Genomic DNA, 22,392 nt, shown 5'->3' with positions numbered 1-22,392 from the left:
CGCTCGCCGCCCGGCCGTCCAAGCCGCCACACCCTTCGCGACTTTCACGCACGCTTCGAGAGACACGCCATGAGCAACCAGGAACCCCAGGGCCTTCGCATCGACGAGGACATGGAAGTGACCCTGCACTTCACCCTCAGCCTGGAAGACGGCACCGTGGTGGATTCCACCCGTGACAAGGCCCCCGCCACCTTCCAGGTGGGTGACGGCAACCTGCCGCCCGGTTTCGAGCACCCCCTCAAGGGGCTGGCGGTCGGCGATACCGGCAGCTTCGAGATCACCCCCGAGCACGCCTTCGGCCAGCACAATCCCCAGAACATCCAGATGCTCAAGCGCGACGACTTCGAGAGCGACGAGCCGGAGGTGGGCATGGTGATGTCTTTCGCCGATGCCGCCGGCGGCGAGCTGCCCGGGGTGATCAGGAAGATCGAGGGCGAGCAGGTGGAAGTGGACTTCAACCACCCGCTGGCAGGGCGTACCCTGACCTTCGAAGTGGAAGTATTGGACGTGAAGCCCGCCACCACCCACTAGGAAAACACTGACTTCCTGCTGCGCTCGATATCCTGGCCGCCGGCGGTGCTCGTCATCCTCATGTAGCAGGCTACACTCCGGTGACTGTGCTCCGGCGGCGACCAGCCTCTCTTCGCTCACGACGGAACTCAGCGCTTTCCCGCTGTTAATTGGTAGATGCTCAAGCATCAAGGCAAGGCCCCATGCAACCCAACACCATGCAAATCAAGCTGGCCAATCCCCGCGGCTTCTGCGCTGGCGTCGACCGCGCCATCGAGATCGTCAATGGCGCCCTCGACGCCTTCGGCCCGCCGATCTATGTTCGCCACGAGGTGGTCCACAATCGCTTCGTGGTCGACAGCCTGCGCGAGCGGGGAGCGGTCTTCGTCGAGGAGCTCCATGAGGTGCCCGACGACGTCATCGTGATCTTCTCGGCCCACGGGGTCTCCCGCGCCGTGCAGGAGGAGGCCGAGCGCCGGGGCCTCAAGGTGTTCGACGCCACCTGCCCGCTGGTCACCAAGGTGCACCTGGAGGTGCTGCGCTACGCCCGCCGCGGCCAGGAGTGCATCCTGATCGGCCACGAGGGGCATCCCGAGGTGGAAGGCACCATGGGGCGCTACGACACCTCCCATGGCGGGCAGATCTACCTGGTCGAGGACGAGGCGGACGTGGCCAGGCTCGAGGTGAAGGACCCGAGCAAGCTCGCCTTCGTCACCCAGACCACCCTCTCCATGGATGACACCGCCCGGGTGATCGACGCCCTGCGCGAGAAGTTCCCCGAGATCCAGGGACCGCGCAAGGACGACATCTGCTACGCCACCCAGAACCGCCAGGACGCCGTGCGCGAGCTGGCGGACGGCGCCGACCTGGTGCTGGTGGTGGGCAGCCCCAACAGCTCCAACTCCAACCGCCTGCGCGAGCTCTCCGAGCGGGTCGGCACGCCGGCCTACCTGGTCGACAGCGCCGAGCAGGTCGACCCGGCGTGGCTCGACGGGGTCGGCGTGATCGGCGTCACCGCCGGCGCCAGCGCCCCCGAGGTGCTGGTCAAGGGCGTGATCGAGCGGCTGCAGGCCCTGGGGGCCACGGCCCCCGAGGAGCTCGCCGGCCGCGAGGAGACCATCACCTTCTCCATGCCCCGCGAACTGCGCGAGCGGGTCATCGCCAGCGAGTAACGCGCTCCTCGCCCCGCCGACACGAAGACGCCGCCGTCAGGGACCTGACGGCGGCGTTCTTTATATAGGTTAGGGGTTTGCAGGGAAGGGGGTTCGTAGGAGCTCACGGTCCGGCGTTCCGGCTTGCAGCGCGATCCATCGCGCAGCGATGGCGGATCAGAACTGCCAGCCAAGGCTGAGGGCGGCCCCCAGTTGGGACATGCTCAGCTCGATCTCCTGGCCCGGCCCCATGGGGTTCTCGCCCCGCACCGTCTCCTCCGGCGAGTAGAAGGCCATGCCGGAGAGGCTCAAGCCGCTCGGAAGCTCGCGGGTGAAGCCTCCGGTAATGTGCCACTCCTGCACGCCGGGGGCCAGGATGTTGAACAGCACCTCGCTCTCCGGGATCGGCTGCTCGCCGTAGCTCACCCCGGCCCGCCAGGTCTGGCGCGCGTCCTGCTGCCACTGCCAGCCGAGCTTCACCACCGTCATGTCGTCCCAGCCGAAGCCGGAGCCGTCGTCATCCCCCAGGCGCGTGGCGGGATCGAAGGGGTTGCCCACGCTGTTGATCTCGCTGTAGCGGATGTGCTGCACGTCCAGCAGCAGCCAGTGGTCCTCGATGCCCGACCAGGCCAGGCCGGCGTGGAACATCTGCGGGATGTCGAAGTCGCCCTGCTCGGCGAAGAGCCCGCGGTAGTCGTCGAACTCGTTCATCTTCAGTACCTTGCGCCAGCTCAGCCCGCCGCGCAGCTCGTCGGTGAGCTGGCCCTGCCAGCCGAACTGGAAGCCGTAGCCCCAGGCATCGTCGGTGCCGTTGTCGGAGAGGGCGCTCGGGTCGGAGGACATCGCCGCGAAGCTGCCCAGCCCCTCGGCGGAGAAGCGCTGGTAGGCGATCACCGGCGAGATGCCGATGGCCTGCTCCTCGGCGAAGCGCCAGGTCCAGGTGGGGGCGATGAAGCCCTGCTCCAGGTTCACCCCGGCCTTGCCCGCACCGAAGGTGCCCATGTCCTGCCCGCTGAACTCGGTGTTCATGCCGCCGTTGGCGAACACCGAGAGCCCGAGCGTCTGGGTCTCGGTGACCTGGCGGTTGTAGCCGAGATGGGGGATCAGGAAGGCCTCGTTCTCGCTCTCCCGGGTGCCGGGCCTCAGGTAGAAGGTCTGCGGGCTCTGGGGGCCGCCACCCTCGACGCTGTACTCCCGGAGCGGCGAGAAGAGCTCGGCGCCGACATCCGCACGGTCGTCGATGAAGGCCATGCCCGCCGGGTTGGTGGCCGCGACGATGCTGTCCTGGGCCAGGGCTGTGCCGGCGCCGGCCATGCCCTGGTTGATAGTGCCGTAGCCGTGGGAGAAGTAACCGTTGGTCGCCAGTGCCTGGGCCGGGGCGAGGGCCGCCAGCACCAGCAGGGAGTGCTTGAGTCGCATCGTGCTGCCTGTGGGTCAGGGGAGGGGAGTTTTGGGCCTCCTTCTACAGCATGGTGGTTATAATGAAAAGTAATCAGTTTCTATACTGATATGCCCTGAAGCCACCCACTGTGCTGCCATGCCCAAGCCTGTGCAGGGCAAAGGGGCTGCGGGGCCAGTATCGATCGCCGGTTCCTCCCGGCCCTCAGGGTCCGCCCAGACCGGCGTGTCAGCAGCCCCTCACCCGGGCAGCATGGCATTTTTGATCCTGTACACTATCGAAATGCCACATCTTGATACATACTGAAACAAATGCCTTGACCCGCAGGGAGACGCACCGCGTGACCCCCAAGAGCACACGATTCAGGCCCCAGGGCCCCTCAGGCAGCACCCGGCGAAGCGCCGGGTTTACGCTGATCGAGTTGCTGATTGCGGTAGCCGTGATCGGGATTCTGGCGGCGATCGCGATTCCCAATTACCTGAGCTATCTGGAGGGGGCCAGAAGGACGGATGCCCATGCGGGGCTGATGCAGGCTGCCCAGGAGCTGGAAAGATGTTACACGGCAAACTCGGCATATTCAGGGTGCTCGGCCATGAGTACATACCCGAAACCTTCACCAGACGAAATCTATACGATAACTCCGTCCGTTGAAGAAAGTGGTGCTGGTTTTACAGTTACTGCAAGTACAACGGAAGATGATGGTTGTAGTGATAACATTACAATTAACCATCAAGGTGTGAAAAATCCGCCAGGGTGCTGGTAGCTATGCGTCAATCTGGAATTACCTTGATAGAGCTACTGGTTACAGTCGCACTTATTGCCATAATGGCAACAATAGGGATGCCTAATTTTCAGTCGCTTCTAGGTAGCAATCGATTTGCCGGGGATTATAATGAACTGATGGCCCACCTGCACTTTGGCAGGAGTGAAGCTGTAAAGAGACGCTCGGATATTGCTGTAAACGTTTCAAGTAGTGGAGGGGTCTGGAAAGTGGAAGTGAGGGATGAAGATAACATCCTATTGAGAGAAACTAGCGGCCGTGATGGGCAGGTCTCTGTAGCGAGTGGAAGTGTCAGTTTTAACGCCCTCGGCAGAAGGACTGGCTGTACTGGAGAGTGGGATGGTACAACATGCTCTGTTATGGTCACTTCGAATAGCCGTTCCGGATCAATCACTATTACAGCAACGGGAAGGATTGAGTAATAATGATGACCAGCCTAAAACCCCTGAAGCTAACTTATGAAGGAGGGTTTACATTGTTGGAGGCCTTGCTTGCAGTGTTGGTGCTGTCCATCGGGCTCTTGGGAGTGGCTGGTATGCAACTCAAGGCTATGCAGAGCGCCCAGGTTGCCTATCAAAGGTCAATCGCAACTCTTGCTGCTCAGGATGCTGTTGAAAGATTGTGGGCCTCTGTGGCGGCGAATGACGGAATTTGTTCCAGCGCCAGCATCGACGACTGGGCTTCCCAATGGGACCCACACTTTCCCGGTACCCTTTCGGCTCCCTTGGCACAGGATGGTTGCCGATTCGCTATTGATATACAGTGGAGTGATGACCGCTTCCTAATCGACGAAGGAAGCGTGGAGAATGTCTCTAACCTCAAATACCTTGTCCGGGTGCCGGGGAGTGGGAGTTAATCATGTTTGAGCCCATTCTTATAGGCCGAAAAGAAGCTGGCGGATTTTCTCTTGTTGAGTTGATGATTGCCTTGGTTATTGGTTTGATCATCGTGCTTGGAGCTGGCCAGCTTCTGCTTATGGGTGTCCAGTCCTTTCGAGAAATGGAGAGCTTGGCTAAGAGGCAGGAAACCATTCGCTATATGGCAGACGTCTTGTCTGAAGATATTCGTTCGGCTTTCAATCGAGTTTCGCAGAATGAAGTTTCCGTGGATCCCAGCGAAGAGTCTGTTCGTGTCGAGGATGATGGAAAGGTGTTGATATTGGAATATTTCGAAGTAATTGATGATGTGGGGTTTGGACGTGAGGGAATCCCCTACTGTGTTAATGGTGATGAGTTGCGGTGGTTGCGATATACCTTTTCGCAAGGGGAGTTAAGTGTGGCTACCGTCTGTGAGTCGGATGAAGGTGCGGCAGTCGATGACCATGATGTTGCAAATCTCGACAGCGCAACAAGCGAGACCATTATCAGTGGCCTTTCCGATCTGACATTTTCAGACGCTGGCGACACCGAGCCTTCTACCTTCAACGTGCAGGTGTCTTTTCCGGCAATTGGAGATGAGTCCGTAGAAAAGACTTTTAGCTTCTTTGTCGTCAACCGAATAAAGGCGATGGCCAAGATTAACTAGATGAATTGCTGCCGATTTCAGGTGGTGGGACGGAGGTGGAAAATGAACGGTAAAGCACGCCAAGATGGTGTCGCCCTCGTCGTGACGCTTGTCTTCTTGATTGTGGCATTGGTGCTGGGTCTTTCCAGCTATCAGTCGACTCGCCTTGAAGAGTCTATGTCCGGCAACTATCGTGCAGCCAAAAGTGCAGGTATGGCGGCGGAGTATGCCGCGGCCGAAGCTTGGGCAGGTGAGTTCCGGGATAAGGTGGCTCCCGTCCGCGCCGCGGATACACTTCATGCCGTCACTCTGGATGCCTCAGATAGCGGTGATTATTCTCATCTTTCGGCCTATTACTTTTTCACCCCTTTAGTGTCCGGAGGGGAGGACAAGTTCGGTCGTTATCAGGTGGCTGCGATAGGTGAAGTGACGCAAGACCCTCCCGTGTATCGTTATATTGAGTTCCTTGCCGTGCTGGCTTTGGGGCCTGGTGCGCCTTTAGTTGCCGCTTCAGCAGAAGATGAAACGGCCGAGGAGTGTCTGGCAAAGTTTTCGTTTGACCCTCCCAGTTCAAATATGGAGATTGTTGGTGAAGAAGAGGTTTTTGGGAATATCAAAGCAGCCATGCAGGTCGGTTGTCCTGAGGCGTCTGAGGCATTGATTGAATCCATCATTCAGGGTAATAGCAATACATCTGTGGATCACGAGGATTATTCTGACCCGGTGGATGGTCAAGATATATTGGTTTGTGATGCTGGCGTTAATAATAATAGGTTTTGCAATTATCAGGGTGGAGTGCAGTCGAGTATTGATATGGAGATTTTTAAGTCTCCTTCGCTCATGGCGGAATATATAGACAGCCTTAGAAATTCGCTTGGTGAAGGTAATGTTTATAATGATCTTCCGGGCAGCTTGGAAGAAGGTGAAGTCACCTTCGTGACTCCTACTGATTTGCGAAGCTTTGATAGTGATGGTGACGGAGTTGATGATGATGAAGGTTATTTCTGGGTTGATTATTCTGGGTCTGTGATTCTCGATGGTTCTGAGGTGAATGACGGTGATAGACTTCAGAGGATAGATGATTTTGGTGTCGAGTACAGCGAGTCTGAAAACTATGAGTATGATGGATCTACTTATACAAAAGTTTCAAGGGTTACATATTCGCACTCAGGTAATTTTGGCGTTGACCCCGGTGATGATGGCGAGACCAAAGGAGGGGTTCTGATTATTGATGGAAATGTTGAATTTGCGGGGGTCCCAAGCTTTGATGGTCTGATTATCGTGCTAGGCGATTACCAAGTGACCGGTGGTGGCGGCGGCGAATTTAATGGCTCAATTGTTTCGTCCCCCTTGCTTGGTGATAATTCTCCTCAGTTTGATGGATTGTTCGGGAATTCTATTGATTGCTATTTGTCAAACTCATGTCAGTTTGATAAAAAAGTCGTGGCGATAGGCGGTGGTGGGTCATCAAGTTATAACTATGATTTAGAGAAGCTCCTTGATGCTGTCAATCTTCTCGACGCTACCGGTGCATGTGCTGGTGACCCATGCGAAAAAGCTTCAAGTCTCCTCGCGTATGGTAATGGTGAAGAGCCTCTAGGGTATTATGCAACTGACTATCGGCAGTCATTCTCCAGGCCCACTATACTGGATGGGGTGACTTTGCCGAATGATTAAGGATTTGCTTAAGGGAAGTGATGAGAGGCCATGCTATTCACCATTCAAGTGTGGTCGCTCAACACTCGGGTTTGTCGTCACTGCTGCCGGTTCTGACGCGCCCCAGGTTGTTGAGGATTACCTTCACTCCCTTGCCGTCCCGCCCGCAAATCTCGAAGGTACCGTTGTGCCCCCTTGACCAGCCTATACCGCTGTATCGGATGGGGTAGGCACGGTTAAAGGTGACGTTTGGTCGCTGGCTACCCTCGAGTACCTTAAGGATCTTGTCCCCCTCCCCCGATAGATTGCCTCCTGTCGCATGTCCCAGCACTACTGCGATGGGTAGAGACCAGTCTGAGATGTCGCACTCCGTGCTGCCAGGCGTTGAAAGCGGACACACCGAGATTGTCGTCCGCCTCGTCACCGCCGTGTTCCTCGCCAATGCCAGCGCCGTCTTGATGCGCAGCACCTCGGCGGCGACCTCGTTGCGTGCTGAGAAGCGTTGGAGGCTCGGGATAGCCCAGGTGACCATGATGGCGAGCACGGCGATGGCGACGATCAGCTCGATCAGCGTCAGGCCGTGCTGGCGAGAAGAAAGCGGGTATCTGGCAGCAGGGCGCATGGTGCCCTCCCGGCGGTGGCCTGTTCGAAGGGTCCTGTCTTCAGGCTAGCCGGGAGGTAATGCCGTGCCGTAGGCGATCGCCTACAGCGGCTGTGCGCCATCCATGCGGGAGGTCGGCGAGGTCTTCCTCGGTCGAGGGGGCAAGGGAGGGTCAAGCGGGCGAAGACACCTCCCGCCTTGGCCGTGCTTCAGTCGTCCCTTTCCTGCTTGTTCTCTTCCTTCTGCTCTTCTTTTCGTTCTGCCAGGTACTTGTCGCGGTGGTCGCCGGAGCAGAACCAGTCGCCGCGCTCGCGCAGGGCGTCCTCCTCGGGCAGGTGCACCTGGCACCAGCTACAGCGCACCATGCGGTTGCCCTGGTCTCCGTCCTGCTGCGGGCCCTCGCGGTCCAGTTTCCACTCGCGGTACATGCGGTAGAGCTTCAGGCCGGCGAAGAACAGCACGGCGAAGATGATCAGGCGAATCAGCAACAGGTTCATTCCTTGTGGAACTCCCAGGTGGGGGTGGCCGGCTTTGCCACTCGGCCGCCCTTGCGGGACAATGGCGGATATCCATCGATTCTCGAGAGATTTCCAAGCCCATGCAAGACCTGACCCTGGTGATGGCTCAGCTCGACCCGCTGGTCGGCGACATTCCCGGCAACGCCGACCTCGCCATCGAGACCGTGCGCGAGGCACGCATCGAGCATGGTGCCGATATCGTGGTGCTGCCCGAGCTCTTCCTGACCGGCTATCCGCCGGAGGACCTGCTGCTGCGCCCCTCCATGGAGACCCGCCTGCGTCATGCCCGGGCCCACATGGCCGAGAAGATGGCCCGCGACGTAATGGTCATCGTCGGCTATCCGGGGCGCCGGGAGGGGCAGAACTGGAACCTGGCCGGGGTGCTCTACAACGGCGAGTGGCTCGACGAGTACGCCAAGCAGGCGCTGCCCAACTACGAGGTGTTCGACGAGCAACGCTACTTCGCCATCGGCAACCAGCCGCTGGTGGTGGAGCACAAGGGCGCCAGGATCGGCATCCTGATCTGCGAGGACATCTGGAGCGAGAAGCCGGTCCGCCAGGCCCGCGATGCCGGCGCCCAGATCCTCGTCACCCTGAATGCCTCGCCCTTCCACCTGGACAAGCCTGCCGAGCGCCTGGCGCTGCTCGAGGCGCGTGCTCGCGAGGTGGCGCTGCCCATCGTCTACGTCAATCAGATCGGCGGCCAGGACGAGCTGGTCTTCGATGGTGGCTCGGCCTGCGTCGATGCCAAGGGCGAGCTGATGGTGCAGGCGCCCCACTGGGCGGTGGGCCTGATGCCGGTGCAGTTCGTGCGCGACCAGCACCACTGGGTGCCTCAGCCGGGCGAGACCGAGCCCGAGGTCGAGCCGGAGGAGAACCTCTACTGCGCGCTGGTCACCGGCCTGCGCGACTACGTCAACAAGAGCGGCTTCGAGGGCGTGGTGCTGGGGCTCTCCGGCGGCATCGACTCGGCGCTGTCGCTGGCCATCGCCGTGGACGCCCTGGGCCCGCAGCGCGTCCACGCGGTGATGATGCCCTACCACTACACGGCGGATATCTCCCGGCAGGATGCCGCCGAGCAGGCCGAGATGCTGGGCGTAGGCTACGAGGTGCTGCCTATCGAGCCGATGGTCGAGGCCTTCATGACGACCCTGGCCGAGAGCTTCGCCGGTACCGAGCGGGACACCACCGAGGAGAACCTGCAGTCGCGCTGCCGCGGCGTGCTGCTGATGGCCATCTCCAACAAGAAGGGCCTGATGGTGCTGACCACCGGCAACAAGAGCGAGATGGCGGTGGGCTACGCCACCCTCTACGGCGACATGGTGGGCGGCTACAACGCCATCAAGGACGTCTACAAGACCTGGGTCTACCGCCTGGCGCGCTGGCGCAACACCCAGTCGGCGGCGATTCCCGAGCGGGTCATCGAGCGGCCGCCTACCGCCGAGCTCGCCCCGGACCAGCAGGACAGCGACAGCCTGCCGGACTACGACGTGCTCGATGCCATCCTGGTGCGCTATATCGAGGGCGACATGAGCGCCGAGGCGATCATCGAGGCGGGCTTCGAGCGCGAGGATGTCTACAAGGTGGCCAAGCTGGTGGACCGCTGCGAGTACAAGCGGCGCCAGGCACCGGTGGGCGTGCGCGTCACCCGCCGCGGCTTCGGCCGCGACCGCCGCTACCCGATCGTCAACGGCTGGCAGCCGGGGGACTGACGGCGTCAAGCCGCAAGCGCCGGGCCAATAGAAACGAGAAACGCCACCCCCTTTCGGGCGGTGGCGTTCTTCCGTCAAGAGGGCAGGGTCAGTGCGAATGCGAGCCGTGCTGCTCCAGGCGCTCGGCCAGCCAGATCTTGATGATGGACTGGCGGGTGACGCCGAGACGAGCGGCTTCCCGGTCCAGCGAGTCGATCATCCATGTCGGGAAGTCGACATTGACGCGCTTCTGCTTCCTGAGCGGACGACTGGCTTGCGACAGGTCGAGCTCATCGATGATGTCGTCACCTTCATCGAAACGGTTATCGAGATCATGGGCTTTCATAGAGGGCTACCTCACTGCTGCGCGATGCATCGGCGACTCCCTATGTGCCTGGCGGCGCCAATCGCCCAATGAATTCCGTTCCCACAGGGTGCGGAGCCACCGGACAGGTTGTCGTGGGAGCTTTGCTTGCAAAGCGATTGGTACGCCGCTAAGGCCGCCGCTATGCGGCGGATCGCGCTGCAAGCAGCACTCCCACAGGGAACTGTCAGTGCATTCACGCTGATCTGCGAAGAACCTTTGATGATGCCGGATCCGAAACCGGCATCATCCTGCTCGGCGCTCGGCGCTCGGCGCTCGGCGCTCGGCGCTCGGCGGCGTCAGGCCGAGAGGGCGTCGGCCTTGACGTGCTCCGGGCGGAAGGAGCGGCCGCGCAGGCGCTCGTGGTCCGGCGCATTCTCGATCAGCACCTGGAGGGTCTCGCGGGCGCGGTCGCGCATCTCGAGGCCCAGGTAGCCCTCCACCATCACCGCCAGGGCATCATGGGTGGCCTCGGACTGCGGGTAGTTCTCGATCACCCAGCGGCCGCGCTCCACGGCGGCCAGGTAGGCCCCCTTGCGCAGGTAGAAGTCGGCCACGTGCAGCTCGTGGCGGGCCAGCACGTTGCGCAGGTAGACGATGCGCTGCCGGGCGTCCGGGGCGTACTGGCTGTCCGGAAAACGCTGGATCAGCTCCCGGAAGTCGGCGTAGGCATCGCGGGTGGCGCCCGGGTCGCGCTTGGCGATATCGATCAGCCGCAGCCGCTCCAGGCTGAAGCGCCCCGCCTGCCAGGCGGCCAGGCCACGCATGTAGTAGGCGTAGTCCACCTGGGGGTGGTCCGGGTGCAGACGAATGAAGCGGCTGGCGGCGGCGCGGGCGCCTTCCCAGTCGTCGGTCTCGTAGTAGGCGTAGATCAGCTCCAGCTGCGCCTGCTCGGCATGCTCGCCGAAGGGGAAGCGGGTATCGATGGCCTCGAGCCGGTTGATGGCGGTGGTGTAACTGCCATCCTCCAGGGCCTCGCGACCCTCCTCGTAGAGCTGGCGCTCGGCGACGCCATCGAGCTCGTCTTCCTGGGAATCGGTGCTGGCGCAGCCGGCCAGCAGGACGCCGGCCATCAGCAGGGACGCCAGGCGGGCGGGGGAGGTGATAACGCGCATCGTGATCCTCGTGTCTAACAACCCGGACGGCCGTGATAGAATCGGCCGATATCCGCCCACTATAAAGCACCTTGCGGCGAAACGCAGTCATCGCTCCCGGTGCGCAAAGAGCTCTGTCCCGACCCATGTCCCAGACCCTCGACGCACAGCATCGCGTTCCCGAACGCATGGCGGGCCTGCGCCTCGACCAGGCCGCCGCCGAACTCTTCGCCGACTTTTCCCGGGAGCGGCTCAAGGCCTGGATCAAGAGCGGGGCCCTGACCCTGGATGGCCAACCCGCCAAGCCCAAGGACAAGGTCTATGGCGGCGAGGCCCTGGTCCTGGCCGCCGAGATCGAGGACGACACCCGCTTCGAGCCCGAGGACATCCCCCTGACGGTGGTGTACGAGGACGACGAGGTGCTGGTGATCGACAAGCCACCGGGCCTGGTGGTGCATCCCGCCGCCGGCAACCCCGACGGCACCCTGCTCAATGCCCTGCTGCACCACGACCCGCAACTGGCCACCATCCCCCGGGCGGGCATCGTGCACCGCCTGGACAAGGACACCAGCGGGCTGATGGTGGTGGCCAGGACCCTGGCCGCGCAGACCGCCCTGGTCGAGCAGCTCCAGGCGCGCACCGTCTCGCGGGAGTACGATGCCGTGGTGGTCGGGGTGATGACCGCCGGCGGCACCGTGGACGCCCCCATCGGCCGCCACCCGCGCGACCGCAAGCGCCAGGCGGTGAATGCCTCGGGCAAGCCGGCGGTGACCCACTACCGGGTGGTGGAGCGCTTCCGCGCCCATACCCATGCGCGCTGCAAGCTCGAGACCGGCCGCACCCACCAGATCCGCGTGCACATGGCCCATGCGCGCTATCCGCTGATCGGCGACCCGGTCTACGGTGGGCGCCTCAAGCTGCCGGCCGGCGCCGGCGAGACGCTCAAGGAGATCCTGCGCGAGTTCCCCCGCCAGGCGCTGCATGCCCGCAAGCTGGCCTTCGTGCATCCGGTCAGCGGCGAGCGGATGGCCTTCCGTGCGCCGCTGCCGGATGACCTGCTGATGCTGCTCGACTACCTGCGCGAAGACCGCGAGACCATGCGTTAAGGACCCCGTGATGAGCGATACCTTCGACCTGCGCCCGACCCCGATCCTGCCCGACTGGCCGGCGCCGGAGAGCGTGGGCGCCTTCGTCACCACCCGGGAGACCGGCCCCAGCCAGGGCCCCTTCGCCGCCTTCAATCCCGCCGAGAACCTGGGCGACAACCCGGACCATGTGGCGCTGTGCCGCCGGCAGCTGGAGAAGGAGGTCGGCGACGGCCGCCCGCTGCTGTGGCTCGACCAGGTGCACGGTGCCCGGGTACAGCAGGCCTACTCCGATGCCCGGCCCCAGGCGGACGCCGCCGTGGCGATGAGTAGTGACTATGCCTGCGTGGTGCTCACCGCCGACTGCCTGCCGGTGTTTCTCTGCGACCGTCGCGGCGAGCGGGTGGCGGTGGCCCATGCCGGCTGGCGCGGGCTGGCCGGCGGCGTGATCGAGGCGACCGTGGGGGCGATGGGCCTGCCGCCTGAGGAGCTGATGGCCTGGCTGGGCCCGGCGATCTCCAACGCCCAGTTCGAGGTCGGCCCCGAGGTGCAGCAGGCCTTCGTCGGCGTGCACCCGGAGGCCGAGGCCGCCTTCGACCCCAGCCCCTACCGGCTCGGCCACTACATGGGCGACCTCTACAAGCTGGCCCGCCTGCGCCTCGAGCGCCTGGGCGTCTCGCATATCAGCGGTGGCCACTTCTGCACCGCCTGCGAGCCCCGCTTCTACTCCTACCGCCGCGACGACGGCCTCACCGGCCGCATGGCCAGCGTGATCTGGTTGAGATAGCGCCGAGCGCCGAGCTGCAAGCGCCAAGAACCCCCTCGGCTTGCTCTCTGCGCTTTCGAGCCATCCTGGCTTGGCTGCTTGGCTGCTTGGCTGCTTGGCTGCTTGGCCGCTTAGCCGCTCGCTTGACCGCTTGACCAGCGTCAACTCGTCGCGCCCTTTCCCTGGCCGTCGACTTGAAAGCCGCCCAGGCTGACTCCATTGATACCGTCAAGACACATAGACAGGGCCAAACGGTGCGTCCGACCGCGCCGTCACCCCGATGGAGGAAAGCGAATGCGATTCGACAAGTTCACCGCCAAGCTGCAGAACGCCGTGGCGGATGCCCAGTCGCTGGCCGTGGGCCGTGGCCACAACCAGCTGGAGCCCGGCCACCTGCTGCTGGCGTTGCTGGAGGCCACCGATACCGGCGTGAAGGCGCTGGTGCAGAAGGCCGGCGGCGATGCCGCCCGGCTGCGCGACGGCCTGGTGGGCCACTTGGACGACCTGCCCAAGGTCGCCAACTTCGATGGCGAGGTACAGCCCTCCCGCGACCTGATCAAGTTGTTCAACCTCACCGACCGCGAGGCCCAGAAGCGCGGCGACCAGTACATCGCCAGCGAGCTGGTGCTGCTGGCCGCGCTGGAGATGGGCCACGCGGTGACCAAGCTGCTGACCCAGGCCGGGGTGACCCGAAAGGCGCTGGAGAGCGCCGTCGACAGCGTGCGCGGCGGCGAGAAGGTCGACGACCCCAACGCCGAGGACCAGCGCGAGGCGCTGGAGAAGTACACCCTGGACCTCAACGAGCGGGCGACCAGCGGCAAGATCGACCCGGTGATCGGTCGCGACGACGAGATCCGCCGCACCATCCAGGTGCTGCAGCGGCGCACCAAGAACAACCCGGTGCTGATCGGCGAGCCCGGCGTGGGCAAGACCGCCATCGTCGAGGGCCTGGCCCAGCGCATCGTCGACGGCGAGGTGCCGGAAGGGCTCAAGGACAAGCGCGTGCTCTCGCTGGATATGGGCGCGCTGCTGGCCGGGGCCAAGTTCCGCGGCGAGTTCGAGGAACGCCTCAAGTCGGTACTCAAGGAGCTGTCCCAGGAGGAGGGACGGGTGATCCTGTTCATCGACGAGCTGCACACCATGGTCGGCGCCGGCAAGGCCGAGGGCTCAATGGATGCCGGCAACATGTTGAAGCCTGCCCTGGCCCGCGGCGAGCTGCACTGCGTGGGCGCCACCACCCTGGACGAGTATCGCAAGTACATCGAGAAGGACGCCGCCCTGGAGCGCCGCTTCCAGAAGGTGCTGGTGGACGAGCCCTCCGAGGAGGACACCGTGGCGATCCTGCGCGGCCTCAAGGAGCGCTACGAGGTGCACCACGGCGTCGACATCACCGACGGCGCGATCATCGCCGCGGCCAAGCTCTCGACCCGCTACATCACCGACCGCCAGCTGCCCGACAAGGCGATCGACCTGATCGACGAGGCCTCCTCGCGCATCCGCATGGAGCTCGACTCCAAGCCCGAGGAGATGGACCGCCTCGACCGCCGGCTAATCCAGCTGAAGATGGAGCGCGAGCACCTCAAGAAGGAGACCGACGAGGCCTCGAAGAAGCGTCTCGAGAGCCTCGAGGAGCAGATCGGCGAGCTCGAGCGCGAGTACGCCGATCTCGACGAGATCTGGAAGGCCGAGAAGGCCAGCATCCAGGGTGCGGCCCAGTTCAAGGACGCCCTCGACAAGGCCCGCATCGACCTGGAGCAGGCACGTCGCCAGGGCGACCTGGCGCGGATGTCGGAGATCCAGTACGGGGTGATTCCCGACCTGGAGAAGAAGATCGCCGAGGCCAGCGAGGCCGAGGCCGATACCTCCAAGCACCAGCTGCTGCGCTCCAACGTCACCGAGGAGGAGATCGCCGAGGTGGTCTCGCGCTGGACCGGCATCCCCGTGGCCAAGATGCTCGAGGGCGAGCGCGACAAGCTGCTGCGCATGGAGGAGGCGCTGCACGAGCGGGTCATCGGCCAGGACGAGGCGGTGACCGCCGTGGCCAACGCCGTGCGCCGCTCGCGGGCCGGCCTCGCCGACCCCAACCGGCCCAACGGCTCCTTCCTGTTCCTCGGCCCGACCGGGGTGGGCAAGACGGAGCTCTGCAAGTCGCTGGCCAACTTCCTCTTCGACACCGAGGAGGCGATGGTGCGCATCGACATGTCGGAGTTCATGGAGAAGCACTCCGTGGCGCGGCTGATCGGCGCGCCTCCCGGCTATGTCGGCTACGAGGAGGGCGGCTACCTGACCGAGGCGGTGCGCCGCAAGCCCTACTCGGTGCTGCTGCTCGACGAGGTGGAGAAGGCCCATGCCGACGTCTTCAACATCCTGCTGCAGGTGCTGGAGGACGGCCGCCTGACCGACGGCCAGGGCCGCACCGTGGACTTCCGCAACACGGTGATCGTGATGACCTCCAACATGGGCTCGGACATCATCCAGCGCATGGGCGGCGACGACAGCGACTACGCCGAGATGAAGGAGATGGTGATGGCGGTGGTCGGCGACCACTTCCGTCCGGAGCTGATCAACCGCATCGACGAGGTGGTGGTCTTCCACGCCCTCGGCCAGGCGCAGATCCAGGCCATCGCCGAGATCCAGCTCGACCGCCTGCGCGCGCGGCTCGCGGAGCACGACCTGCGCCTCGAGGTCAGCGAGGCCGCACTGGTCCTGCTGGCCGAGGCGGGCTTCGACCCGGTGTTCGGTGCCCGGCCGCTCAAGCGGGCGATCCAGAGCCGCATCGAGAACCCGCTGGCCCAGGACCTGCTGGCCGGGAAGTTCTCGCCGGGCGAGGTCATCCACGTGGAGGCGGAAGGCGACCAGCTGGTGTTCCAGAGCTGAGGCCGCGCACGCCGTAAAGCGGCGTCACATTGCGCCACAAAGCGTTACCTTGCCGCCCGGGCGACCGGGCGGCGACGGTCTAAACTGACATCAGGTTGCGTCCTGTAACCCCCTTGCCCGTCCCTCCCCGCGAGTGGACGGGCTCTTTTGTGGTGGCCCGGGTGACACGACCACCTTGCCGGATGGCCCATCCTGGGCTACCCACGCTGTTTCCGCGGTTGACACTTCCACAGTGCTAATGGAATCTTGAGCCTTCCTGATACGGGCGCGGACTCCAGCGGGCAACCCCCCATTCCCGCGCGAAGGGTGGGCCGAGCGCCTCTACCCGCCGAAGGACTTCCGAATCCGGGCCAACCGCCCGGGTCGGCCAACGCCCCCGACGCGGTGAACCGCCGTGAAGGGAACGGCTGATTCTCGTCGCAATGCATCAGCGTTCCCGAAAGAGTGCAGGCCCCAACAGGGCTTTTTGCCAGGGTTTGGCATCAGGTGCCGGCACGGCCGGCAGCGGCATACCGCCGCACTCGACTTCGTGCCCACACGGTGGGCGCGGATCGCACTCGAGACCTCCAGGGGAGATACATCTGTGGAACTGCTTTCCGGCGCAGACATGATTGCCCGCTTCCTCCAGGATGAGGGCGTCGAATACATCTATGGGTATCCCGGGGGGGCGGCGCTGCACATCTACGACGCGCTGTTCCGCCAGGACAAGGTCAAGCACATCCTGGTCCGCCACGAGCAGGCGGCCACTCATGCCGCCGACGGCTACGCCCGGGCCTCCGGCAAGCCGGGCACGGTGCTGGTGACCTCCGGTCCCGGGGCGACCAACGCCGTCACCGGCATCGCCACCGCCTACATGGACTCGATCCCCATGGTGGTGCTGTGCGGCCAGGTGATGAGCCACCTGATCGGCGACGACGCCTTCCAGGAGACCGACATCATCGGCGTGACGCGGCCGATCGTGAAGCACAGCTTCTCGATCCGGCACCCGACCGAGATTCCCGAGGTCCTCAAGAAGGCCTACTACCTGGCCGCGACCGGTCGGCCCGGCCCGGTGGTGGTGGACATTCCCAAGGACATGACCGCGCCCACCGAGCGCTACGAGTACGTCTACCCGAAGAAGGTGAAGATGCGCTCGTACAACCCGGTCACCCGCGGCCACACCGGCCAGATCAAGAAGGCCGTGGAGCTGATGCTCAAGGCCCGGCGCCCGGTCTTCTACACCGGCGGCGGTGTGGTCACCGGCCACGCCAGCGAGGGGCTGACCGACCTGGTCCAGCGGCTGGGCTATCCCATCACCACCACCCTGATGGGCATCGGCTCCTACCCGCAGAGCGACCGCCAGTGCCTGGGCTGGCTGGGCATGCACGGCTCCTACGAGTCGAACATGGCCATGCACCATGCCGACCTGATCATCGCCATCGGCGCGCGCTTCGACGACCGCGTCACCAACAACACCTCGAAGTTCTGCCCCACGGCCAAGATCATCCATGTGGACATCGACCCGAGCTCCGTCTCCAAGACGGTGCGCGCGGACGTGCCCATCGTCGGCCCGGCCGGCAGCGTGATCAACGAGATGATCAGCATGGTGCAGGGCAAGGAGATCGCCAATCCCGAGGCCCTGGGCGACTGGTGGAAGCAGATCGACGGCTGGCGCGAGGAACGCCGCGACAAGCTCTACGAGCCCTCGAAGCCCGGCGAGCCGATCAAGCCCCAGGAGGTGATCGAGGCGCTGTGCCGGGTGACCCGCGGCGAGGCCTACGTGACCACCGACGTGGGCCAGCACCAGATGTTCGCGGCCCAGTACTACAAGTTCGACAAGCCCAACCGCTTCATCACCTCCGGGGGGCTCGGCACCATGGGCTTCGGCTTCCCGGCGGCCATGGGCATCAAGCACAATTTCCCGGAGGAGCAGGTGATCTGCGTCACCGGCGAGGGCAGCTTCCAGATGATGATGCAGGAGCTCTCGACCTGTAAGCAGTTCGGTGGGGGGGTGAAGATCGTCAACCTCAACAACGCCTCGCTGGGCATGGTGCGCCAGTGGCAGGACCTCAACTACAAGTCCCGCCATGCGCACTCCTACATGGAGTCGCTGCCCGATTTCCAGCAGTTGATCGAAGCATATGGCTTCACCGCGCTGCGGGTGGAGACACTGGCGGATCTCGAGCCGGCACTGGAACGCGCCTTTGCCGACACGCACGAGCTGGTGTTCCTCGACGTTCTCGTCGACCCGCACGAGCACGTCTATCCGATGCAGGTGCCCCTGGGCTCCATGCGTGACATGCTGCTTTCCAAGACGGAGCGGACCTGATGCGCCATATCATCTCGATTCTGATGGAAAACGAACCGGGCGCCCTGTCACGCGTGGTGGGGCTGTTCTCCCAGCGCAACTTCAACATCGAAACGCTGAACGTGGCGCCCACCGAGGACCCGAGCCTGTCGCGGCTGACCGTGACCACCGTGGGGGACGACCGGGTGATCGAGCAGATCACCAAGCACCTCAACAAGCTGATCGACGTGGTCAAGCTGGTGGACCTGACCGAGGGCAACCACATCGAGCGCGAGCTGATGCTGGTCAAGGTCAAGGCGCTGGGCGCGGCCCGCGACGAGGTCAAGCGCACCGTGGACATCTTCCGCGCGCAGATCGTCGACGTGACGCCGAGCCTCTACACGGTGCAGATCACCGGTGACGCTGGCAAGCTGGATGCCTTCCTGCAGGCCATGGCGCCGGTGGGCATCCTCGAGGTGGCGCGCACCGGGGTGTCGGGGATTGCCCGCGGCGACAAGGTTCTTTCCCTGTAAGTGTCCCGGCAAGAGTGCCATCTGCCGCATCGCAAAGGCCGCCCCTCGGGGCGGCCTTCGTCTGTCTCGGGCGGTGGTTCAGTGCTCCACCACCTCGTCCCAGAGGGCGGCGATCAACGGGCTCCTCAGGCGGCGCTCGAGCACGCAGAGCCCGACGTCGTAGTGGGGCAGTTCCGGCTTGACCGGCAGGACCCTGACCCGCTCCGCCAGGGGGCTGGTGTCGAGCACGATCCGCGGCACCACCCCGACGCCAAAGCCCAGTCCCACCATGCTGACGATGGCCTCGTGGCCGGCCACCTGGGCATAGATCCGCGGTGCCACGCCCAGCGCCCGGAACCAGGTGTCGCTGTACTGTCGCGACAGGCCGGCCTCGGAGAGGATCATCGGCACCTCTCGCCACTGCTTGGCGGAGGGCGATTCCGGTGTGGTGGGGATCCAGTCATGGGCCTCGTGGGGTGCGATGAACACCAGCGGCGAGCGAGTCAGCGACTTGAAGGCCAGGGCATCCGGGGCCTGGCGCGGCCGCGGGGTGATCGCCATGTCCTCGTTGCCGGCCAGCACCCGGGGCAGGGACTGGGCCGGGTCCCCGGTGTGCAGCTTGAGCTCGATACCGGGGTAGCGGGTGCGGAACTCGCTGAGCAGCTCGTAGAGGAAACTGTAGCTGGCGGTCACCGAGCAGTAGATGCTGATCTCGCCGGTGAGGGTGCGCGCCTCGCTCATCAGCGACTGGCGCAGCCGTTCCCACTCCTCCAGGGTGTCCCGGGCATAGGCCTGGAAGCTGCGGCCCTGGCGGGTCAGCACCACATGGCGGTTGTCACGCTCGAAGAGCCGCACGCCCAGGCTCTCCTCGAGCTGGCGGATGGTGCGTGAGAGCGTCGAGGGGCTGACGTGGCAGGCCTCGCTGGCGCGGCCGAAGTGCAGGGTCTCGGCCAGGGCGAGGAAGTGCTTGAGGGGGCGCATGTCCATGCCGCCAGTATTGCATATTCCGGGACATGACATTGCAAATATCGCGTTTTACGCAACGCGAGGGCTGGCGTAAGGTGACGTCATCGGCTGCAACGCATCCCAGCGCCGCGACAGACGGCGCGGGTGGCCATCAACGCTGACCTCGTTTCCATTCTTCCGCTTCAGGAGCACCCAACTATGCGCGTCTACTACGACAAGGATTGCGACCTCGCCCTCATCCAGGGCAAGAAGGTGGCCATCGTGGGCTACGGCTCACAGGGCCATGCCCACGCCAACAACCTCAAGGAGTCCGGTGTCGACGTCACCGTCGCCCTGCGTGAAGGCTCCTCCTCTGCGGCCAAGGCCGAGGCCGCCGGCCTCAAGGTCGCCTCCGTCGAGGAAGCCAGCCGCAACGCCGACGTGGTGATGATCCTGGCGCCGGACGAGAACCAGAAGGCGATCTACGAGAACCAGGTCGCGCCGAACCTGGCCCAGGGCGCCACCCTGGCCTTCGCCCACGGCTTCAACATCCACTACAACCAGATCGAGCCGCGCAAGGACCTGGACGTGGTGATGATCGCGCCCAAGGCCCCGGGCCACACCGTGCGCTCCGAGTTCGTGCGCGGCGGCGGTATCCCGGACCTGATCGCCATCCACCAGGACGCCACCGGCAACGCCAAGGAGCTGTCGCTCTCCTACGCGGCGGCCATCGGCGGCGGTCGCAGCGGCATCATCGAGACCACCTTCAAGGACGAGACAGAGACCGACCTGTTCGGCGAGCAGGCCGTGCTCTGCGGCGGTGCCGTGGAACTGGTCAAGGCCGGCTTCGAGACCCTGACCGAGGCGGGCTATGCCCCGGAGATGGCCTACTTCGAGTGCCTGCACGAGCTCAAGCTGATCGTCGACCTGATGTACGAGGGCGGCATCGCCAACATGAACTACTCCATCTCCAACAACGCGGAGTATGGCGAGTACGTGACCGGCACCGAGGTGATCAACGAGCAGTCGCGCGCCGCCATGCGCAATGCGCTCAAGCGCATCCAGACCGGCGAGTACGCCAAGATGTTCATCAACGAGGGCAACAGCAACTACCCCTCGATGACCGCGCGTCGCCGCCTGAACGCCGAGCACCCGATCGAGCAGGTCGGCGAGAAGCTGCGCGGCATGATGCCGTGGATCGCCGCCAACCAGCTGGTCGACAAGTCGAAGAACTGATCCCCGCGATCCGTTCCGGCTGATGCGAGGGCGCGGGTTTCCGCGCCCTCGCTGCGTCCGGGATAGGTAGAGCAATCGCAATTACCCGAAGCGAGAGGCGCCGGGACAGGTCGTAGGGGAGGTCCTATGCCAGGGATGGCATCGGTAGCGCCCAGGGAGGGGTTCACAGCGCCTCCCCGAAGGCCTGTCGCCGGAACAGCCTCGAGCGTTCCTTGCATCTGCGATAGCCCTCAGGGTTGGGGATTGCCGTGAGTCGTCGGCCGCTCTGTGTGTAGAATGGGGCGACACCCAAGCCGATGGAAGAGACAGATGAGTCGGGATGCGCACCACAGCGAGCAACAGCCGGACCAGAAAGGCGACGAGGACCTGGCGAGCACCTTCGTGCGCGAGACGGAAGTGATCGAGGAGTCGGTGGAAGACGGCAAGAAGGTGCGGCGCAAAGGCATCTACCTGCTGCCCAACCTCTTCACCACGTCCGCTCTGTTTGCCGGCTTCTTCGCCGTGGTGGCGGGCATCAACGGCGATTTCACCGCGGCGGCGGTGGCAATCTTCATCGCCATGGTGCTGGATGGCCTGGATGGTCGCGTGGCACGCATGACCAACACCCAGAGCGCTTTCGGCGCCGAGTACGACAGCCTCTCCGACATGCTCTCCTTCGGGGTGGCGCCGGCGCTGGTGGCCTTTACCTGGATCCTCCAGGACATCGGCAAGACCGGCTGGGTGGTGGCCTTCCTCTATGTGGCCTGCGCCGCGCTGCGACTGGCCCGCTTCAACGTGCAGATCGGCAGCGTCGACAAGAAGTGGTTCATCGGCCTGCCCAGCCCCTCGGCGGCGGCCCTGGTCGCGGCCAGTGTCTGGACCTTCCACAGCTTCGATGCCGATGCCTTCGGCTTCAAGCTGCTGATGCTCTTCGTGGTGGGGACCGCGGGGATACTGATGGTCAGCAATATCCGCTATTACAGCTTCAAGGACGTGGATCTCAAGGGACCGGTGCCCTTCGTCTTCCTTCTGGCCATCGTGCTGGGCTTCGTGGTCATCTCCATCGAGCCCTCGGTGATGCTGCTGCTGCTGTTCGGTGCCTACGTGATCTCTGGACCGGCGATGGCGGTGATGCGCAAGCTGAAGCACACGCCGACCACCCGCTGAGCCTGGCCAGTCATGCCCCGATACGCCCGCTTCGCGCGGGCGTTGTCGTCTCTGCCCGCGGGGATGTCATCAACAGCCGGTCGTTGTGACATTTTTCTTCCCGAGGGCCTTGCGCGGCCTCGGGATAATCCGTAAAGTACGCATCCGCTGCCGGCGACGGGCACACGTTGCAGGCGGTGATGAGTGGCAGAAGTGCTTGTTTCTGTTTGGGTTTTTCGGGTTGTTTCGCGAAATTCCCGCTTGACGGAGACGCCGGCTTCGGTAGAATATGCGCCACTCGTGACGAAGGCC

General features: G+C 63.8%; 21 protein-coding genes. 15 read left to right on the top strand and 6 right to left on the bottom strand.

The features are described 5' to 3' along the window. Positions 1–69: 69 nt before the first annotated feature. Both fkpB and ispH read left to right on the top strand, forming a co-directional pair. Positions 70–531, top strand: coding sequence for an FKBP-type peptidyl-prolyl cis-trans isomerase (gene fkpB, locus QLQ86_RS16775; RefSeq protein ID WP_282817732.1), 462 nt, complete (start codon positions 70–72; stop codon positions 529–531). Between the two features lie 197 nt (positions 532–728). Beyond that, positions 729–1,682: a 4-hydroxy-3-methylbut-2-enyl diphosphate reductase gene (gene ispH / locus QLQ86_RS16770; RefSeq protein WP_407650114.1), complete on the top strand. Its 954-nt coding sequence runs from the start codon at positions 729–731 to the stop codon at positions 1,680–1,682. A gap of 156 nt (positions 1,683–1,838) precedes the next feature. Here ispH and QLQ86_RS16765 read toward each other — a convergent pair whose 3' ends face one another. After that, entirely contained in the window at positions 1,839–3,080 is a 1,242-nt protein-coding gene (locus QLQ86_RS16765) for an OmpP1/FadL family transporter (RefSeq protein WP_282817730.1), read from the bottom strand. A 320-nt stretch (positions 3,081–3,400) separates the two neighbouring features. Here QLQ86_RS16765 and QLQ86_RS16760 point away from each other — a divergent pair, with 320 nt between their 5' ends. Genes QLQ86_RS16760 through QLQ86_RS16745 form a run of 5 tightly spaced genes read left to right on the top strand, consistent with a single transcriptional unit; the run spans position 3,401 to position 7,021 of the window. Then, positions 3,401–3,823, top strand: a complete 423-nt coding sequence (locus tag QLQ86_RS16760; protein ID WP_282817729.1) for a type IV pilin protein — start codon at positions 3,401–3,403, stop codon at positions 3,821–3,823. 2 nt (positions 3,824–3,825) lie between these two features. Further along, complete coding sequence (locus tag QLQ86_RS20165; protein WP_407650110.1) at positions 3,826–4,263, top strand: GspH/FimT family pseudopilin; 438 nt, start codon at positions 3,826–3,828, stop codon at positions 4,261–4,263. A 2-nt stretch (positions 4,264–4,265) separates the two neighbouring features. Beyond that, positions 4,266–4,697, top strand: coding sequence for a type IV pilus modification protein PilV (gene pilV / locus QLQ86_RS16755; protein ID WP_282817728.1), 432 nt, complete (start codon positions 4,266–4,268; stop codon positions 4,695–4,697). A gap of 2 nt (positions 4,698–4,699) precedes the next feature. After that, positions 4,700–5,365 (top strand): PilW family protein, encoded by a 666-nt coding sequence (locus tag QLQ86_RS16750; protein ID WP_282817727.1) that lies wholly within the window; start codon positions 4,700–4,702, stop codon positions 5,363–5,365. Positions 5,366–5,407: 42 nt separating this feature from the next. Beyond that, positions 5,408–7,021 carry a pilus assembly PilX family protein gene (locus tag QLQ86_RS16745; RefSeq protein WP_282817726.1) on the top strand — a complete coding sequence of 538 codons (1,614 nt, stop codon included), beginning with the start codon at positions 5,408–5,410 and terminating at the stop codon, positions 7,019–7,021. A gap of 58 nt (positions 7,022–7,079) precedes the next feature. On the opposite strand, the gene QLQ86_RS16740 is transcribed toward QLQ86_RS16745, so the two are convergent. Together QLQ86_RS16740 and QLQ86_RS16735 are read right to left on the bottom strand one after the other, a co-directional pair. Beyond that, positions 7,080–7,622, bottom strand: coding sequence for a GspH/FimT family pseudopilin (locus tag QLQ86_RS16740; protein ID WP_282817725.1), 543 nt, complete (start codon positions 7,620–7,622; stop codon positions 7,080–7,082). Between the two features lie 188 nt (positions 7,623–7,810). Then, positions 7,811–8,098: a PP0621 family protein gene (locus tag QLQ86_RS16735; RefSeq protein ID WP_282817724.1), complete on the bottom strand. Its 288-nt coding sequence runs from the start codon at positions 8,096–8,098 to the stop codon at positions 7,811–7,813. Positions 8,099–8,199: 101 nt separating this feature from the next. Between QLQ86_RS16735 and QLQ86_RS16730 the strand changes: the two genes are divergently transcribed. Further along, positions 8,200–9,831, top strand: coding sequence for an NAD+ synthase (locus QLQ86_RS16730; protein WP_282817723.1), 1,632 nt, complete (start codon positions 8,200–8,202; stop codon positions 9,829–9,831). 88 nt (positions 9,832–9,919) lie between these two features. Here QLQ86_RS16730 and brnA read toward each other — a convergent pair whose 3' ends face one another. Together brnA and QLQ86_RS16720 are read right to left on the bottom strand one after the other, a co-directional pair. Beyond that, positions 9,920–10,156, bottom strand: a complete 237-nt coding sequence (gene brnA, locus QLQ86_RS16725; protein WP_282734438.1) for a type II toxin-antitoxin system BrnA family antitoxin — start codon at positions 10,154–10,156, stop codon at positions 9,920–9,922. Positions 10,157–10,473: 317 nt separating this feature from the next. Next, positions 10,474–11,289 (bottom strand): outer membrane protein assembly factor BamD, encoded by an 816-nt coding sequence (locus QLQ86_RS16720; RefSeq protein WP_282817722.1) that lies wholly within the window; start codon positions 11,287–11,289, stop codon positions 10,474–10,476. Positions 11,290–11,414: 125 nt separating this feature from the next. Here QLQ86_RS16720 and rluD point away from each other — a divergent pair, with 125 nt between their 5' ends. From rluD to ilvN, 5 genes are all read left to right on the top strand, one after another. Next, the gene (gene rluD / locus QLQ86_RS16715; protein ID WP_282734436.1) at positions 11,415–12,374 is read left to right on the top strand and encodes a 23S rRNA pseudouridine(1911/1915/1917) synthase RluD; all 960 of its coding nucleotides are present in this window, start codon (positions 11,415–11,417) and stop codon (positions 12,372–12,374) included. 10 nt (positions 12,375–12,384) lie between these two features. Further along, positions 12,385–13,140 (top strand): peptidoglycan editing factor PgeF, encoded by a 756-nt coding sequence (pgeF, locus tag QLQ86_RS16710; protein ID WP_282817721.1) that lies wholly within the window; start codon positions 12,385–12,387, stop codon positions 13,138–13,140. A gap of 273 nt (positions 13,141–13,413) precedes the next feature. Next, entirely contained in the window at positions 13,414–15,996 is a 2,583-nt protein-coding gene (gene clpB / locus QLQ86_RS16705) for an ATP-dependent chaperone ClpB (RefSeq protein ID WP_282817720.1), read from the top strand. A 583-nt stretch (positions 15,997–16,579) separates the two neighbouring features. Next, a complete protein-coding gene (locus tag QLQ86_RS16700) occupies positions 16,580–18,304 on the top strand; it encodes an acetolactate synthase 3 large subunit (RefSeq protein WP_282734433.1) in 1,725 nt (574 codons plus the stop codon). Further along, positions 18,304–18,795 (top strand): acetolactate synthase small subunit, encoded by a 492-nt coding sequence (gene ilvN / locus QLQ86_RS16695; protein WP_040183026.1) that lies wholly within the window; start codon positions 18,304–18,306, stop codon positions 18,793–18,795. Before QLQ86_RS16700 ends, ilvN begins: the two co-directional genes overlap by 1 nt. A gap of 78 nt (positions 18,796–18,873) precedes the next feature. Here ilvN and ilvY read toward each other — a convergent pair whose 3' ends face one another. Next, entirely contained in the window at positions 18,874–19,761 is an 888-nt protein-coding gene (ilvY, locus tag QLQ86_RS16690) for an HTH-type transcriptional activator IlvY (RefSeq protein ID WP_282817719.1), read from the bottom strand. A gap of 177 nt (positions 19,762–19,938) precedes the next feature. Between ilvY and ilvC the strand changes: the two genes are divergently transcribed. Then, the gene (ilvC, locus tag QLQ86_RS16685; RefSeq protein ID WP_282817718.1) at positions 19,939–20,955 is read left to right on the top strand and encodes a ketol-acid reductoisomerase; all 1,017 of its coding nucleotides are present in this window, start codon (positions 19,939–19,941) and stop codon (positions 20,953–20,955) included. A gap of 309 nt (positions 20,956–21,264) precedes the next feature. Next, a complete protein-coding gene (pssA, locus tag QLQ86_RS16680; RefSeq protein ID WP_282817717.1) occupies positions 21,265–22,101 on the top strand; it encodes a CDP-diacylglycerol--serine O-phosphatidyltransferase in 837 nt (278 codons plus the stop codon). The last annotated feature ends 291 nt before the right edge of the window (positions 22,102–22,392 follow it).

The organism is Halomonas rhizosphaerae (assembly GCF_030012485.1).
Lineage (GTDB): Bacteria > Pseudomonadota > Gammaproteobacteria > Pseudomonadales > Halomonadaceae > Halomonas > Halomonas rhizosphaerae.
Note: the sequence above shows the minus strand (reverse complement) of the source record. Positions and strands in the feature narration are given on the sequence as shown.